General features: G+C 69.3%; 14 protein-coding genes. 10 read left to right on the plus strand and 4 right to left on the minus strand.

The window, feature by feature from the left end; genetic code table 11:
* Positions 1-37: 37 nt before the first annotated feature.
* Positions 38-1,243, plus strand: coding sequence for a crosslink repair DNA glycosylase YcaQ family protein (locus tag HRC28_RS10525; RefSeq protein WP_182380033.1), 1,206 nt, complete (start codon positions 38-40; stop codon positions 1,241-1,243).
* Here HRC28_RS10525 and HRC28_RS10530 read toward each other — a convergent pair.
* Positions 1,234-3,156: a long-chain fatty acid--CoA ligase gene (locus HRC28_RS10530; RefSeq protein ID WP_182380034.1), complete on the minus strand. Its 1,923-nt coding sequence runs from the start codon at positions 3,154-3,156 to the stop codon at positions 1,234-1,236. The genes HRC28_RS10525 and HRC28_RS10530 overlap by 10 nt on opposite strands.
* Positions 3,157-3,338: 182 nt before the next feature.
* Here HRC28_RS10530 and HRC28_RS25140 point away from each other — a divergent pair, with 182 nt between their 5' ends.
* The 8 genes from HRC28_RS25140 (at position 3,339) to rodA (ending at position 11,565) form a co-directional block, all read left to right on the plus strand.
* Positions 3,339-4,097 (plus strand): MerR family transcriptional regulator, encoded by a 759-nt coding sequence (locus HRC28_RS25140; RefSeq protein WP_202033292.1) that lies wholly within the window; start codon positions 3,339-3,341, stop codon positions 4,095-4,097.
* A 4-nt stretch (positions 4,098-4,101) separates the two neighbouring features.
* Positions 4,102-4,938, plus strand: coding sequence for an oxygenase MpaB family protein (locus HRC28_RS10540; RefSeq protein ID WP_202033293.1), 837 nt, complete (start codon positions 4,102-4,104; stop codon positions 4,936-4,938).
* Positions 4,939-4,993: 55 nt separating this feature from the next.
* Positions 4,994-5,401, plus strand: a complete 408-nt coding sequence (gene ndk / locus HRC28_RS10545) for a nucleoside-diphosphate kinase (RefSeq protein WP_182380035.1) — start codon at positions 4,994-4,996, stop codon at positions 5,399-5,401.
* A gap of 216 nt (positions 5,402-5,617) precedes the next feature.
* On the plus strand, positions 5,618-6,649 hold the full coding sequence (locus HRC28_RS10550) for a rod shape-determining protein (protein WP_272902675.1): 1,032 nt from the start codon (positions 5,618-5,620) through the stop codon (positions 6,647-6,649).
* Positions 6,649-7,605, plus strand: a complete 957-nt coding sequence (gene mreC, locus HRC28_RS10555) for a rod shape-determining protein MreC (RefSeq protein WP_182380036.1) — start codon at positions 6,649-6,651, stop codon at positions 7,603-7,605. Before HRC28_RS10550 ends, mreC begins: the two co-directional genes overlap by 1 nt.
* Entirely contained in the window at positions 7,602-8,195 is a 594-nt protein-coding gene (gene mreD, locus HRC28_RS10560; protein ID WP_182380037.1) for a rod shape-determining protein MreD, read from the plus strand. The genes mreC and mreD overlap by 4 nt, the downstream gene beginning before the upstream one ends.
* Positions 8,195-10,324: a penicillin-binding protein 2 gene (mrdA, locus tag HRC28_RS10565; protein WP_182380038.1), complete on the plus strand. Its 2,130-nt coding sequence runs from the start codon at positions 8,195-8,197 to the stop codon at positions 10,322-10,324. The genes mreD and mrdA overlap by 1 nt, the downstream gene beginning before the upstream one ends.
* A gap of 2 nt (positions 10,325-10,326) precedes the next feature.
* The gene (gene rodA, locus HRC28_RS10570) at positions 10,327-11,565 is read left to right on the plus strand and encodes a rod shape-determining protein RodA (protein WP_182380039.1); all 1,239 of its coding nucleotides are present in this window, start codon (positions 10,327-10,329) and stop codon (positions 11,563-11,565) included.
* Here rodA and HRC28_RS10575 read toward each other — a convergent pair.
* Positions 11,562-11,975, minus strand: coding sequence for a PaaI family thioesterase (locus HRC28_RS10575; RefSeq protein ID WP_182380040.1), 414 nt, complete (start codon positions 11,973-11,975; stop codon positions 11,562-11,564). The two genes, rodA and HRC28_RS10575, sit on opposite strands and share 4 nt — an antisense overlap.
* Positions 11,976-12,231: 256 nt before the next feature.
* Between HRC28_RS10575 and HRC28_RS10580 the strand changes: the two genes are divergently transcribed.
* Positions 12,232-12,693, plus strand: a complete 462-nt coding sequence (locus HRC28_RS10580) for a DUF4279 domain-containing protein (protein ID WP_202033294.1) — start codon at positions 12,232-12,234, stop codon at positions 12,691-12,693.
* Between the two features lie 398 nt (positions 12,694-13,091).
* On the opposite strand, the gene HRC28_RS10585 is transcribed toward HRC28_RS10580, so the two are convergent.
* Positions 13,092-14,426, minus strand: a complete 1,335-nt coding sequence (locus HRC28_RS10585) for a hypothetical protein (protein WP_182380042.1) — start codon at positions 14,424-14,426, stop codon at positions 13,092-13,094.
* Positions 14,423-14,779: a hypothetical protein gene (locus HRC28_RS10590; protein WP_182380043.1), complete on the minus strand. Its 357-nt coding sequence runs from the start codon at positions 14,777-14,779 to the stop codon at positions 14,423-14,425. The genes HRC28_RS10585 and HRC28_RS10590 overlap by 4 nt, the downstream gene beginning before the upstream one ends.
* Between the last annotated feature and the right edge of the window lie 117 nt (positions 14,780-14,896).

Consider the following 14,896-nt stretch of genomic DNA (forward strand, 5'->3'; position numbering starts at 1 on the left):
ACCCGTGGTTGTCGGCGCTGCTCCCTAGGGTGGCGGCGTGAGCACCCAGACGTTGTCGCGCGCGCAGGCGCGCCGGATCGCACTGGGGGCACAGGGCTTCCTCGACGCGCGCCATGCCACGCCGACCCTGCGGACCTTCGACCGCACCCTGGCCCGGACCGGCGTCCTCCAGGTCGACAGCGTCAACGTCCTGCAGCGGGCGCACTTCATGCCCCTCTACTCCCGGATGGGTCCGTACGACGTCGACCTGCTCGCGCGGGCGGCAGCGGGCAACCAGCGCCGGGTCGTGGAGTACTGGGCGCACGTGCAGGCCTTCATGCCGGTCGACCTGTGGCCGGCGATGCGGCACCGGATGGACGCCCATCGGCTGAAGCGGGGCAAGTGGTCCTTCGTGGCTGAGGATGATGCGCTCGAGGCGGCGCTGATCGCCGAGATCGCCGACCGGGGCCCGAGTACCGCGCGCGAACTCGATGACGGGTTGCCGCGCAGCAAGGACCACTGGGGGTGGAACTGGTCGCGAACCCGCCGGATGCTCGACTACCTGTTCACCGTGGGCGACCTGGCCATCGCGGGCCGCAACAGCCAGTTCGAGATCCGCTACGACCTGCCCGGGCGGGTGCTGCCTGCGACTGCCCTGGACGCGCCGGCCCTGTCCGAGGCGGAGGCGCACGTCGAGCTGGTCCGTCGCGCGGCGCGGTCGCACGGCGTCGGCTCGGCGCACTGCCTGGCCGACTACTACCGGATCAGGATCGGCGAAGCCCGCGTGGCCATCGAGTCGCTCGTCGACGCCGGTGAACTGGAGCCCGTGCAGGTCGAGGGTTGGGGGCGTTCTGCGTACCTCCATCACGAAGCGCGGCTCCCGCGACGCGTGCGCGCGCGTGCCCTGCTCAGTCCGTTCGACCCGGTCGTGTGGGAGCGGGACCGTGCCGAGGCGCTGTTCGACTTCTTCTACCGGATCGAGATCTATGTCCCCGCTGCCCAGCGGGTACATGGCTACTACGTCCTGCCGTTCCTCCTCGGAGACGCCATCGTCGGTCGGGTCGACCTCAAGGCCGACCGGGCGCGGTCGCGACTGCTGGTCCAGTCGGCGTGGTCCGAGCCCGGAGCGCCTGCCGACACCGCGGCCGAGCTGGCCGCCGAGTTGGGCCAGCTCGCCGGCTGGCTCGGGCTGGACCAGATCCTGGTGGCGCCCAAGGGAGACCTCGCCCCCGCGCTGGCGGCCGAGGTCAGCGCTCACGCATAGAGGCGGTCGAGGACGTCGGCGTACTTCGCATGGACGACGCGCCGCTTGAGCTTGAGCGTCGGCGTCAGCTCCTCCGACTCCGCGGTCCACTCGACGGGCAGCAGCGCCCACGACTTCACCTGTTCGGGCCGGGAGAGGCGCTCGTTGGCTGCATCGACGGCCTGCTGGGCGATGGCGAGGATGGCCGGGTGCTGGGCGAGTTCGGCCAGGTCGCCGCCGTACTCGATGCCGACCTTCTGGGCCACGAGCGGTGCGATCTCCGCGTCGAGCGTCATGACGGCGACGACGTACGGACGGCCCTCGCCGAAGACCAGGGCGTGTCCGACGACGGGGCTCTCCTTGAGGAGGTTCTCGATGTTGGAGGGTGCGATGTTCTTGCCCGAGGAGGTGATGATCATTTCCTTCTTGCGGTCGACGACCTTGAGGAACCCGTCGTCGTCGAGTTCACCGATGTCACCGGTGTGCACCCAGCCCTGTTCGTCGATCAGCTGGCGGGTCGCTTCGTCCTGGCGGTAGTAGCCCGACGACGTGACGGGTCCCCGGGCGAGGATCTCGCCGTCCTCGGCCAGCGCGATCTCGATGCCCGGGAGTGCGCGTCCGACGGTGCCGAGGCGGAACTGGTCCGGTCCGCACGAAGTGACCGCGGCACACGTCTCGGTCATGCCGTAGACGTCGTAGATCGGCAGACCGAGACCAGCGAAGAAGCGGGCCACCTCGATCGGCATGGGTGCCGCGGCGGAGGCCGCCCATTCGCATCGGTCGAGGCCGAGGAGCGCGCGGAGGAAGCCGAGCAGGCCTTCGTCCACGGCCCGGTACCGGGCCTCGAGGTCGGGCGAAGGGGTGGCGCCGTACTGCTGCGCCTCGACGTACTCCAGGCCGACGGCCAGGGCCTGCTCGACCTGCGCCCGCTTCGCCGGGTCGGTCTCGGCCGCGAGCTTCGCGGACACGCCGGTCCGGATCTTCTCCCAGACCCTCGGGACGCCGAAGAAGCGCGTCGGGCGCACCTCGCCGAGGGCACCGAGCAGCTGGGCGGGGTCGGCGATCAGGTGGATGTGGCCGCCATTGATCTCGGGGACGTACATCCCGAGGGTGCGTTCGGCGATGTGGGCGAAGGGGAGGTACGAGATGAACTCGTTGTCCTGGCTCGGCACCGAGACCCGCAGCGAACTGGCGCACTCGAAGAGCACGCTGTGGTGCGTCAGCACCACGCCCTTGGGGTTCCCGGTGGTGCCGGACGTGTACAGGATGGTCAGCGGGTCGGCAGGGGTGATCGCTGCCGTCCGGGACTCGAGGGCCGCAGCGTTGTCAGCCCGGTTGCCAGCCCGGTTGTCAGCCCGCCACGACCGACCGGCGGCGAGGAAGTCCTCCCACGCCACGAACCGGTCGTCTCCTTCGGGGGCCTCGACCCCGATCAGCACCACCCGCCTGATCGCAGCGGTCTCGGCGAGCGCCCGCTGCCACCGGGCGAGGTGATCGGCGTTCTCGAGTACGACGACCGCGGGCTCCGCGTGCCCGGCGACGAAGGCCACCTGCTCCGCCGACAGCGTGTTGTAGACCGACATCGAGACCGCGGCCGCGTGGACGGCGCCGAGGTCGGCAACGACGTGCTCGATCCGGTTCGACGCCATCAGGGCCACCCGGTCGCCGGGTTCGACGCCGGCCGCGAGCAGGGCCCCGGCGACGTCGAGGGCCTGCTCGCGCAGGTCGGCCCAGGTCACGGTCCGCCAGCCCGGCGCGTAGCCGCCGGCAGGGACGTCGATCCCGACCTTGTCGGAGTAGGCGGGCCGGTCGCCGTACGCATCGACGGTGCGCTGGAGTGCCAGCGGCAGGGTCAGTCCGGCGATCTCGTGCTCGATGTCGGCGCGCACGGCGAGTGTCTCGGTGCTGATCGGCGTACTGATCGGGGTGGTCATCGGTTTCCTCTCGGGCGGATCGCTGCTGCTGGGGGACGTTGGCGGACCCGCGGTTGCGTCTGGAGGGGGCGGACTGGCGATTGATGACAGTTCTACTGTGACACTCGTTACTGTCCAATAGACGGAGATCCACGTCAACCCCGACATTGCCAGACTGAAATGACAGTTGTACTGTGACAGTCATGAGCGCTGTTTCGGTGGTTGATGCGGATCGGGACCCCGAGGGGACCGGTCTGCGCACCATTGACGAACTGGCCACGGCTGCCGGTCTGACGGTCCGGACCACGCGCTACTACGCGAGCCTCGGCCTGCTGCCACCGCCGGCCCGCCGCGGCCGGATGGCCTGGTACGACGACACCCATCTCGCGCGCCTCGAGATGATCCGGGCGCTCCAGGGCCACGGCTTCTCGTTGCAGGCCGTCGAGGGATTCCTCTCATCCCTGCCGGAGGACGCCGGTGTCGAGGAACTCGCCGTGCAGCGCGCGATGCTGACCTCGTGGACCGTGGGCGCTCCCCAGGAGTTCAGCCGACGACAGCTCGACCAGCACGCCGGTCGCCGGTTGAGCGACGACGAGATCGCCCTCATCGAGGAACTCGGCATGGTCCACCGTTCCGGGGACGAGGGCGCCGAGCGGTTCACGCCCGTTCACGGGTTCGACGTGGCCGTCGCGCTCCTCGACCTCGACATCCCCGTGAGCGGGATGCGCCTCGCGGGGGAGGCGATCTCGCACCACATGTCGGCTCTCGCCGGCGACCTGACCGTGATCCTTCGCGACGAGGTCATCGAGCCGTGGCGTCGCGAGCAGAACCACTCGCGCGACGAGGCTGCCCAGCTCGAGGGCACGCTCGCCCGGCTGCGCCAGCTCACCCTCGACGCGATCGTGAGCGCCTTCCGCCGCTCCGCCAACGACGTGATCGCCCGATCGCTCCACCGGAGGTAACCCGATGACTGCCCAGCCTCATGACACCCAGCCGTCCGGTACCCGGTCGCCGTACACCGGCCCGTCGGCGTACGCCGCGATCGCCTCGGAACAGGGGATGCTGCTGGCGGCGGGGTCGGCCGTGATGTACCAGCTCGCGGTTCCCGGGGTCGGTCTCGGCGTCGCCGAGCACAGCACGACCCTGGAGCGGCCGGTCGACCGGCTGCGCACCACACTCACCTATGTCTATGCGATGACCCTCGGCACTCCCGAGGAGCAGCAGGCGATCGCGCGGATGGTCAACAAGGCCCACGGGCCGGTGCGGGCCGCGGGCCGCTACAGCGCGTTCGATCCCGACCTGCAGCTGTGGGTCGCTGCGACGCTCTATCAGCAGGGTGAGTTCATCTACGAGAAGCTGTTCGGCCCGATGGCCGACGAGCTGCGCGACGGGTACTACCGCGCGTCATGGATCTACGGCACCGCGCTGCAGGTCAAGGACGAGCAGTGGCCGCCCACCCGGGCCGACTTCCAGGTCTACTGGGACGCGACGATCGCCGGGCTCGAGAGTGAGTCGTCGGTGCAGGACTACGCCCGACGGCTGCTCTCCACCGAGGACGCGCCGCTGTTCAGCAAGCTGGTGCTGCCGCTGCAGGACCTGATGACCCGAGGGAACCTCGACCCGCACACACGCGAGATCCTCGGGCTCACCTGGTCGGCGAAGGAGCAGCGCCGCTACGACCTGTTCTGGAAGGTCTTCCCCCGGTTCTACCGGCTGATTCCCCGGCGCCTGCGGCACCTGCACGCCCACCTGATCCTGCGCGACATGCGTCGGCGGATGCGCAAGGGTGGCCGCGTCATCTGAGGTGTCATCTGAGGCAGGGGTCGGCGGCCGGACCTGACCTACTAGGGTCAGACGCGTGACCCAACGCACTCTCGTCCTCCTCAAGCCCGACGCGGTCCGCCGTGGCCTGGTCGGCAACGTGCTCGCCCGGTTCGAGGCCAAGGGCCTCACCATCGTCGCCCTCGAGCAGCGCCACATCGACGCCGCGCAGGCCGACGCCCACTACGCCGAGCACGTCGAGCGGGACTTCTACCCGCCGCTGCGCGACTTCGTCACCAGCGGCCCGCTCGTGGCACTGGTCCTCGAAGGCGACGAAGCGATCGAGGTCGTGCGTGGGCTGAACGGCGCCACCGACGGCCGCAAGGCCGCCCCCGGCACCATTCGCGGGGACCTGTCGCTCTCCAACCGCGAGAACCTCGTGCACGGCTCGGACTCACCCGAGTCCGCAGAGCGCGAGATCGCGCTCTGGTTCCCCGCGCTCTGATCACCGCAGGGACCGCCTGTCCCGTGTGACGGATGTGACTCCTGAGGCGCGCCGCACCGGCGTGCCTCCGCTCTGATCGGCCTCCGCTTACCTACTCTCACAAGCGGAGACCATCGGACCGTGCGCCCGGTGGCCGCCCCGGTTTCGACCGGCTTCCCCTAATGCGCACGAGCGGACTGGTCGATTCCGGCTGGTTCGGCGACGTTGCGAGGAATCGTGAGGGCGAACTCCATCATCGGTCGGGACATGGCCGTGGATCTCGGTACCGCGAACACGCTCGTCTATGTCCGCCGCCGGGGCATCCTGCTGGATGAACCCAGTGTGGTCGCGCTCAACGACACCACCGGCGAAGTGATCGCCGTGGGACACCAGGCCAAGCAGATGCTGGGCCGCACCCCCGACAACATCACCGCCCTGCGACCGCTGCGTGACGGCGTGATCGCGGACTTCGAAGCGACCGAGCAGATGCTGCGCCACTTCATCGCGCGCGTGCACCGTCGCCGCTACTTCGCCAAGCCGCGGATGGTCATCTGCGTGCCGAGTTCGATCACGCCGGTCGAGCAGCGTGCCGTCAAGGAGGCTGGCTACCAGGCCGGCGCCCGCCGGGTCTACGTCGTCGAGGAGCCGATGGCCGCTGCCATCGGCGCCGGACTGCCTGTTCACGAGGCCACCGGCAACATGATCGTCGACGTCGGCGGCGGCACCACCGAGGTCGCCGTGATCTCCCTGGGCGGCATCGTCACGTCCCTGTCCATCCGCACCGCCGGCGACGACCTCGACGCCGCGATCATCGCGTGGATGAAGAAGGAGCACGGCGTCATGCTCGGCGAGCGCACCGCCGAGGACGTCAAGATCACCCTGGGCAACGCGTTCCCGCGACCGGGCGAGCCCGAGGGCGAGGTGCGGGGACGTGACATGGTCACCGGTCTGCCGCGCACCGTGGTCGTCTCCAGCGCCGAGATCCGTCAGGCCCTCGAGGAGCCGCTGCACTCGATCGTCGACGCCGTGCGCGTCACCCTGGACCAGACCCCGCCCGAGCTCGCCGGCGACATCATGGACCGCGGCATCGTGCTCACCGGCGGGGGAGCGTTGCTCCGTGGCCTCGACGAGCGGATCCGCCACGAAACCGGTATGCCGGTGCACGTCGCCGACGAGCCGCTGGTCTCGGTCGCCATGGGTGCAGGTCGCTGCGTCGAGGAGTTCGAAGCCCTCCAGCAGGTGCTGGTCACCAACCCCCGGCGTTTCTGATGACCCTCGACACCCGCCCTGTGCGTTCGACTGCCCCTGCGCCGGGCAGCAGCGGCCGTCGTACTCCTGCCCGGGAGGCGGTGGACCGCGGTCGACCGTCCCGATCACTGGTGGTGGCGCTGGTTCTCGCCTGCGCTGCCCTGATGGTCGTGGACAAGGCGGGCGGCGACGACTCGCCGATCGCACCGGTACGCCGCGTCGTCGGTGAGGTCATCGGACCGGTCCAGGCCGGCGTCGCCACGGTGGTTCGTCCCGTTGCCGGCATCCCGGGCGCCTTCCGCTCCAACGACTCGCTCCGCGACGACCTCTCCGCGCTCGAGGCCGAGAACTCCGCGTTGCGCAACCAGCTCGGCAAGGCCGGGTACGACGACCAGCGTCTGCAGGACCTCGAAGGACTCCGTGCGATGGCCGGTGACCTCGGCTACGCCCTGGTGCCGGCCCGGGTGATCGCGATCGGCGCCGCCCAGTCGTTCTCCAGCACCGTCACCCTCGATGCGGGCTCGGACGCCGGGCTGCGCCCCGACCTGACCGTGGTCGCGGCCGAGGGCCTCGTCGGCCGGATCACGTCGGTCACCAGCCACACCGCCACCGTGCTGCTCATCGTCGACAACTCCTCGGCCGTCGGTGGCCGGATCGGTGACAACAAGGAGCTCGGCTTCGTCAACGGCCACGGCACCCTCGGCGAGGACGACCGCCTCGAGATGGAGCTCGCCGACCGCAACGTCGTCCCGAAGGTCGGCCAGCAGATCGTCACGTGGGGGAGCGAGGGCGGTTCGCCGTACGTCGCCGGCGTGCCGATCGGCAAGGTGACCAAGGTCTACGAGTCGCTCCGCGAGACCTCCTACCGCTCGGTGATCGCACCGAACGTCGACTTCACGGCACTCGACCTCGTGGGTGTGGTGGTTCCGTCCGGCACGCCCGGCCGCGTGATCGAGGCAGACGGGAGCCTGCGATGAGGACCAACTCCGCCGGACGGCTGCTCGCCGTCATCGTCGCCGTCGTCGGTGCGCTGATGCTGCAGGTGACCGTGCTGCCGCACTTCGCGTGGCGGGTCGGCGGCCTGGGCGTCGTCCCGGACCTCGTACTGCTCGTCGTCGTTGCCACGGCGCTGGCCACCGACACGCGCTACGCCACCCTGACCGGGTTCTTCGCCGGGTTGGTGCTCGACATCGCACCCCCTGCCGACCATCTTGCGGGCCGCTGGGCGCTGGCGCTGACCGTCGTCGGCTATGTCATCGGTCGGCTCGCCCACGACAACACCGCCGAGGTCGCGCGGTTCGAGCCCGACGGGGCCCGGCGCCCGCCGCTGACCCTCGTGCTCGCCGCTGCTGCCGGCGCGTCCTTCGTCGGGACGTCCGTCTTCGCCCTCACGGGCGTGTTCCTCAACGACGCCAGTGCCGGTGTCGGTGACCTGCTCCCCGTGGCGCTGGTCGCCCTGGTGCTCGATGTGATCGCCGCCCTCGTGGTCGTCCCCGCCGTGTGGTGGCTGCTGCGCCGACTGGGTGCGGACCGGGCCGCACAACAGACGCAGTGGGCGCGGGCCTGATGGCGGCAACCTCGGGCGGCGCCTCGCATCGCAGTCGGCTGCGGCTGATCGTCATCCAGACCCTCGTCTTCTCCCTGCTCGGCACACTCGGAGCGCGGCTCTACTACCTCCAGGTCATCTCGGGGGAGCAGTACCAGGGCCAGGCCGCCTCGCAGTCGGTGCGCGAGATCGTCGTCCAGCCCCAGCGCGGCCTCGTCGTCGACGCGATGGGTCGCCCGCTGGTCACCAACCGCCTCACCTGGGTGGTCTCTCTCGACCGGACCCTCCTCGGCAAGATGTCCGAGGCCGACCGCACCGAGTTGCTGCGCCGCACCGGCAAGGCGATCGGCGTGCCGGTCGCGGCGATCGAGGGCAAGTTGCTGCTGTGCGGACAGAGCGGCTCGATCGCCGGCGAGTGCTGGAACGGGTCGCCCTTCCAGGCCGTGCCCGTCGCGCTCGACGTCAGGGAAGCCGCCGCGTTGCGGATCCTGGAGCAGCCCGAGGACTTCCCGGGCGTCGTCGTCGACCGGCAGAGCGTGCGGCAGTACCCGTCGCCGTACGGCATCAATGCGGCGCACCTGCTCGGCTACGTCAGCCCGATCACCAAGGAAGAACTCGACGACGCCGAGGACTCCGGCGACAGCTCGGTCAACGGTGCCTCGGTCGTCGGCCGCGCCGGCGTCGAGAAGGAGTACGACGAGTGGCTGCGCGGGCAACCGGGCTACCAGCAGGTCGCGGTCGACTCGAAGGGCCGGGTCCGCGAGGACGTTTCCGACCTCGAGGCGCAGCCGGGCGACACGCTCGTGTCGACGATCGACGCCCGGGTGCAGGGCATTGTCGAGCAGCAGCTCGCGAAGATGATCAAGACGCAGCGCAACACCCTGGACCCGGTCACCAAGCGCAAGTTCGAGGCCGACTCGGGTGCGGCGATCGTGATGGAGGCCAAGACCGGCCGGATCATCGCGATGGCCAGCCAGCCGACGTACGACCCCGGTGTCTGGGTCGGCGGCATCACCGACAAGCAGCTCGAGCGGCTCTACTCCGAGGCGGCCGGCACGCCGCTGCTCTCACGGGCCTTCCAGGGCCAGTTCGCCCCCGGTTCGACGTGGAAGCCGTTCATGACCGTCGGCGCGCTGACCAACGGCTACTCCCGCGACACCGTCCTCAGTTGCCCCTCGGCCGTGCAGATCGGCAACCGCGCCTTCCACAACCACGAGTCGCACGCGTACGGCGCGATCGGGTTCGCGCAGGCCATCGCGGTCTCGTGCAACACCTTCTTCTTCCAGGTCGGCATGAAGTTCTGGCAGAAGTTCGGGTCCGATCCCGACAACGTGAACGCGAAGGACCCGCTCGTCGAGGAGGCCGAGGCGTTCGGCTTCGGCGACCAGACCGGGGTCGACCTGCCGGGCGAGGCGTCGGGCCGGGTGGCGGACCGCAAATGGAAGCTCGCCTACTACAAGTCGATGAAGGACTACTACTGCGACATTGCGGCCAAGCCGCAGACCAAGAAGACCTCCGACTTCGTCTACAAGTTCTCCCGCGAGTTCTGCGTCGAGGGCTGGAAGTATCGCCTGCCCGACGCCGCCAACTTCGCGATCGGGCAAGGCGACACCATCGTCACGCCGCTCCAGTTGGCCCGCGGCTACGCCGCGATCGCGAACGGCGGCACGCTGTGGGAGCCCCGCGTCGCCAAGGCGATCGTGTCGCCCGAGGGTGAGGTGATCCGCGAGATCGCTCCGAAGAAGGACCGTAAGCTCAAGATCCCGGCCAAGGTCCTGAAGTACCTTGACGACGCGCTCAAGAGCGTCGCGCTGCCGGGCGGCACCATGGCCTGGAAGCTCGGCGGCTTCCCGATCGACAAGGTGAAGATCCGGGCCAAGACCGGCTCCGCTGAGGTCTACGGCAAGCAGTCGACCGGCTGGGTGGCGTCGTACACCAAGGACTACGTCGTCGTGATGATGATGACCCAGGGCGGCACCGGATCCGGATCCACCGGTGACGGCGTGCGTGCGATCTGGGAGGCGCTGTACGGCGTCGACGGCGAGAAGGTGAAGCCCGGCAAGGCCGCGATCCCGGGCGTGACGCCGCCGACCGCACTCCCCACGTTCGCTGAGGACGGCTCGATCCTGCCGCCCGCCCGGAAGGACTGACGATGAGCAACCGCATCCAGGCCACGCGGGCATCGGCCGGCAGCCGTCCCCACCGCACGACCGCGTCGCGGCGCGTCTCCTTCCTGCGCTGGGGCGACATCGACCGGGTGCTGCTCGGCGCCGTCGTCCTGCTCTCCCTGCTCGGTTGCCTGCTGATCTGGTCGGCGACGCTCGAACGCAACGACCTCACGGGCGGCGACACCCGCGCCTTCCTGGTCAAGCAGGTCATCAACGTCGGCATCGGCCTCGGCCTGATGGCGATGGTGGTGATGACCGATCACCGCTGGGTCCGGATCCTTGCTCCCATCGGCTATCTGGTCGCCATCGGCGGCCTCGTGCTGGTGCTGGTCATGGGCTCGACCATCAACGGATCCCGTTCGTGGCTGATCATCGGCGGGATGTCCTTGCAGCCTGCGGAGCTGGCCAAGCTGGCCGTCGTTGTCGGCATGGCTCTGGTCGTCGCCGAACGCAGTGAAGGTCGCTGGCGCGATCGGGTCGGTACCGTCGACGTCCTGCTGATGCTGCTGGTGGCCGGCGTGCCTGCGGTCCTGATCCTCGCGCAGCCCGACCTCGGCACGATGCTCGTGCTGACCGCCACTGTCTTCGGTGTGATCGCCGCGTCGGGCGCGCACCGTCGCTGGCTCGCCCTCCTCGCAGGCGGTGGACTCGCCGCCGGCGCGTTCGCCGTGATGAGTGGCTTCCTCGAGGAGTACCAGGTCGACCGGTTCCTCGCCTTCACGAACCCCCAACTCGACCCAAAGGGAGCTGGCTACAACGTCGAGCAGGCCCGGATCGCGGTCGGCAACGGCGGGCTCTTCGGTCAGGGCCTCTTCGAGGGCTCGCAGACCCAGTCCGGCTTCGTGCCCGAGCAGCACACCGACTTCGTGTTCACCGTGGCCGGCGAGGAACTGGGCCTGGTCGGCGCAGCCGTGATCGTCGCGCTGCTGGGTGTCGTGATCTGGCGGGCGCTGCGGATCGCCTCGCGCACCGACGACGTGTTCGGCCGGATCGCGGCCGCCGGGATTGCTTGCTGGTTCGGCTTCCAGGCCTTCCAGAACATCGGGATGTGCCTCGGCATCATGCCGGTCACGGGTGTCCCGCTGCCGTTCGTCTCCTACGGCGGTTCCTCGATGTTCGCCGGAATGCTGGCCATCGGCCTGCTGCAGAACATCCACCTGCGGACGCTGACCGCGCCCGCTTCACGGATGGCCCCCCAGCAGCGGGTGCTGGTCCGCTCCTAGCGGAACAACCGGCTGTGCACCTGCCCGGTCGCGACCAGGGTCCCGTGCGCGTCGCGGACCCGGACCTCGCTGAGCGTGGTCGACCGGGTGCGGTGCACCACGGTGGCCGTGGCCGTGAGGTCCGCCTGCGCTGGGGCGAGGTAACTCACGGCGAGGTGCGTGGTCGCGCCGCCGCTTGCCTCGTTGTCCGGGCCAAGGCCCGACGCCGACGCTGCAGCACCGGCTGTGTCGACGAGGGCCGAGACCACGCCGCCGTGGATCACGCCGGGCACGGTGGTCAGGTCGTCGTCGTACGACAGGGCGAGGGTGACCTCGTCAACCTGGGCGGCCGCCAGGGTCAACCCGAGGGCCTTGGCGACGGGGGAGGCGAGCAGGACGCCGTCGATCCACTGCTGAGCGATGGAGTGCATGCCTCCACCTTCGGCGCTCCGCGGCCGTGAAGCGATGACCCCGGAGGTCATGCCCGATCGGCGGCAGGACCGCGCGGAACGCGGCATCGTGGGGCTCTCGAGGTCAGGCGAAGCCGTCCGCTCCCCGGGCTGCACCGCGATGGTCGGCCCACGCATCTCGGGCGCGCACGGAAAGCGGGCAGCTCCGGACGTTCCTCCCTGACCCGCAGTCATGATCGGGCGGTGACACTTGTCTTGCGATACTCAGCCCATGCGGATGAGCCAGTACGTCTACTTTGCGCTGGGGAGCGACGAGACGACTGCGGCCGAGATCTCCGCTCACCTCGGCGTCGAGCCCGATGAGGTCAAGGTTCAGGGAAGCGACAGCACCGATCCGCTCCGCCCCGCGAACCACGGTTGGAAGATCTCGTGCGAAACGCCCGGACTTCGGCTAGACGAACAGATCTCCGAGGTGCTCGATCGCATCGCGCCGGCCGCGGATCGCGTTCGTGCGCTTGTCGAGGGCGGCGGCGTCAACGCGCACCTTCAGATCGTGCGGTACTTCAATGATGAGGACGGTGAGGAGGAGTCGCTCGGTGAGCCCATCATGGATGACGACGGGCACGAGTGGGAGAAGATGGCCGGCCAGCATCAGTTGCTGGGATGGTCCATGGAGCGCGAACAGCTTGCGCTGCTCGTGGCCATGGGCGCGGACATCGACGCAGATGAGTACGGCTGATGTGATCTCGAACCTGGTGCTGCCACTGTCAGTCCGCTCGAACAGCGGCAGGTGCGGGCGATCTCTGAACGCTGGTCCCAATGATTGTGTGGTCCGGCGTTCACCCAGTGCCTGCACAACCCCACAATGACCGCGTCGCCTCACTGAATGGCCGCGCCCGATCCCGGACCGCCCGACTCTCGACATGGGTGGGCGTCCGTGTGCAGTGACCAACTCGCCCGTAGGCATGCCGCTGGCCCCGCTGGTGGGCGGGGTTCGGGGCGGGGAGCTATTCGGCGGGGTCGGGTGACCGGGGTGGGTCGAGTGCCCTGGTGCCGTCGGCGCTCGCCGCTACTCGACGACCTTGGCGGTCTCGAGACGGTTGCTGCGCAACCTCCTCGACCGACGGGCCGACTCGCTCAGGCGCTGAACAGCAGGAACAACCCTCCGGCCGTGAAGCCGACCATGACGAACAACAGGGGCAGTTGCCCGGTGACCTGCTCACGCTTCGGCAGCAGCGTCAGGGCCCGGTCATGCGCAGCGATCGCCGCCACCACGTGACCGATCACGACCGCGGCCACCTTGATGCTGGCGAGCACGGACGGGTGGTATGAGAACCAGTACGACGGCTCGATGCTCGCGGTGCCGAGGATGTCCCAGCCCTTGCCGAACGGGTCGCTGGCCCGCGCCAGCGTCTGCGTGCCGACGTCGATGAACAGGGTCAGGTAGTGCGCCAGGATGTAGGCGAAGATGATCGGCACGATCGAGTGGGCGTAGTGGCAGGGCAGGTCACGCCGGCCCACTTCGCCCTTCGAGGACGTCAGGGCGCAGGCGATCGCGAACAGCACACCGGCGGTCAGGCAGAAGCCGAGCAGCGCGAGGTTGTCGAGCAGCACCTTGCTGACGCTCGCGTCCTGGTAGGTCTTCACCCAGAACGACGACTCCCGGAAGGAGTCGAAGGCCGTGCTGCCGAAGAGCACCGCCACGACCGCCACCATGCCCGGGCGCGGCTCGATCGTGGACAGGTTGGCCAGCGGACTGCGCAGCACCAGACGACCGTCCACGCGCGCCCACGGCGACAGCTTGGCGATCAGCGAGGAGTAGACCTCGAACGGATCGGCGCGCTCGTAGAAGCGGTTGCCGAAGACGGCACCGCCGACGAGCATCGCGCCGACGTACAAGGCACACCAGAGGCGGACCGAGCCGAGTTCGGTCGGATAGCGGTAGGCCAGTTCCATCCACACGAAGGCGTAGAGGCCGAGTGCCGCCGGCCAGTTGCCGAGTCGCTCGGGATAGGTGAACAGTCCGACGTCGGGATCGCTCCCGGCCAGCTTGGCGATGCCGGCGTTGATCGTCCGCACCGGGCTGATGGCGCGCCAGACCGGGCCGAGCAGGGCAGAGGCGATGACCAGGCCCACCCACCACCAGACGTAGACGATGCCGAAGAACGGATTGGTCAGGGTGTTCTGGCCGCCGACCGCGCACGCGACGGTGAACGCCGCGATGAGGAGTCCGAGGACCCGCAGCCCCACCCGGAAGTACGACGACGAGGTGATCTGGTCCAGGACCGGCAGCGCGGCACGTCCGGGCTTTCCGATGCGGCCGGTGTCGTCGTACCGGGGCCGCCGCCAGGCGACGATCAGCACGGTGAACGAGACGACGAGGGCGGCGACCGCGCCGGAGACGGCGAGTTCCAGCGAGATCGGCAGGTCGGCCTGTCCGCCGATGCCGTGCGCCTCGGGCGAGCTGATCAACGGACTTCGAGCTGGACGATGACCTGGTCCAGTTCATGCGACTCGACCGCCACCACGCCCGGGCGGTCGATCTGGATCTCGAACGTCTCCGTGCCCGCCTGATAGGCGAACTCCTGCTCGGGATCGGAGTGCACGTGCAGGGTCCCTGCGTCGTCGGACGTGACGACGAGGTCGATCGGCTGACCGGCGCTCACGTCGACCCGGTCACCGCTGGGCTCGATCGTGCCGTCCTTCTGGGTGATGTCGACGACGACGACCTCGTCGGTCTTCGTCTTGTCGTCCTCGCCGCAGGCCGTCAGGCCGGCGAGCAGGGTGATGGTCGCGATGGCCGTGCTGGCGGTTCGCAGCCGCATGGATCCTCCTCGTGAGGGAGCGTCGATCGTGGACCGAGCAGGTCCTGCTCCGGGTTCTCTGTCAGAATCTCACGGTGACCCCAACGCGTCCGGAATGGGGCCGGACGTCGTAGCGCT

The organism is Nocardioides sp. WS12 (assembly GCF_014108865.1).
GTDB lineage: Bacteria > Actinomycetota > Actinomycetes > Propionibacteriales > Nocardioidaceae > Nocardioides.

Bases quoted from the DNA above. Each gene is read 5' to 3' on its own strand.
- HRC28_RS10530 (WP_182380034.1), bottom strand. From the start codon at position 3,156: ATGACCACCCCGATCAGTACGCCGATCAGCACCGAGACACTCGCCGTG.
- HRC28_RS25140 (WP_202033292.1), top strand. From the start codon at position 3,339: ATGAGCGCTGTTTCGGTGGTTGATGCGGATCGGGACCCCGAGGGGACC.
- HRC28_RS10540 (WP_202033293.1), top strand. From the start codon at position 4,102: ATGACTGCCCAGCCTCATGACACCCAGCCGTCCGGTACCCGGTCGCCG.
- mreC (WP_182380036.1), top strand. From the start codon at position 6,649: ATGACCCTCGACACCCGCCCTGTGCGTTCGACTGCCCCTGCGCCGGGC.
- mreD (WP_182380037.1), top strand. From the start codon at position 7,602: ATGAGGACCAACTCCGCCGGACGGCTGCTCGCCGTCATCGTCGCCGTC.
- mrdA (WP_182380038.1), top strand. From the start codon at position 8,195: ATGGCGGCAACCTCGGGCGGCGCCTCGCATCGCAGTCGGCTGCGGCTG.
- rodA (WP_182380039.1), top strand. From the start codon at position 10,327: ATGAGCAACCGCATCCAGGCCACGCGGGCATCGGCCGGCAGCCGTCCC.
- HRC28_RS10575 (WP_182380040.1), bottom strand. From the start codon at position 11,975: ATGCACTCCATCGCTCAGCAGTGGATCGACGGCGTCCTGCTCGCCTCC.
- HRC28_RS10580 (WP_202033294.1), top strand. From the start codon at position 12,232: ATGAGCCAGTACGTCTACTTTGCGCTGGGGAGCGACGAGACGACTGCG.
- HRC28_RS10590 (WP_182380043.1), bottom strand. From the start codon at position 14,779: ATGCGGCTGCGAACCGCCAGCACGGCCATCGCGACCATCACCCTGCTC.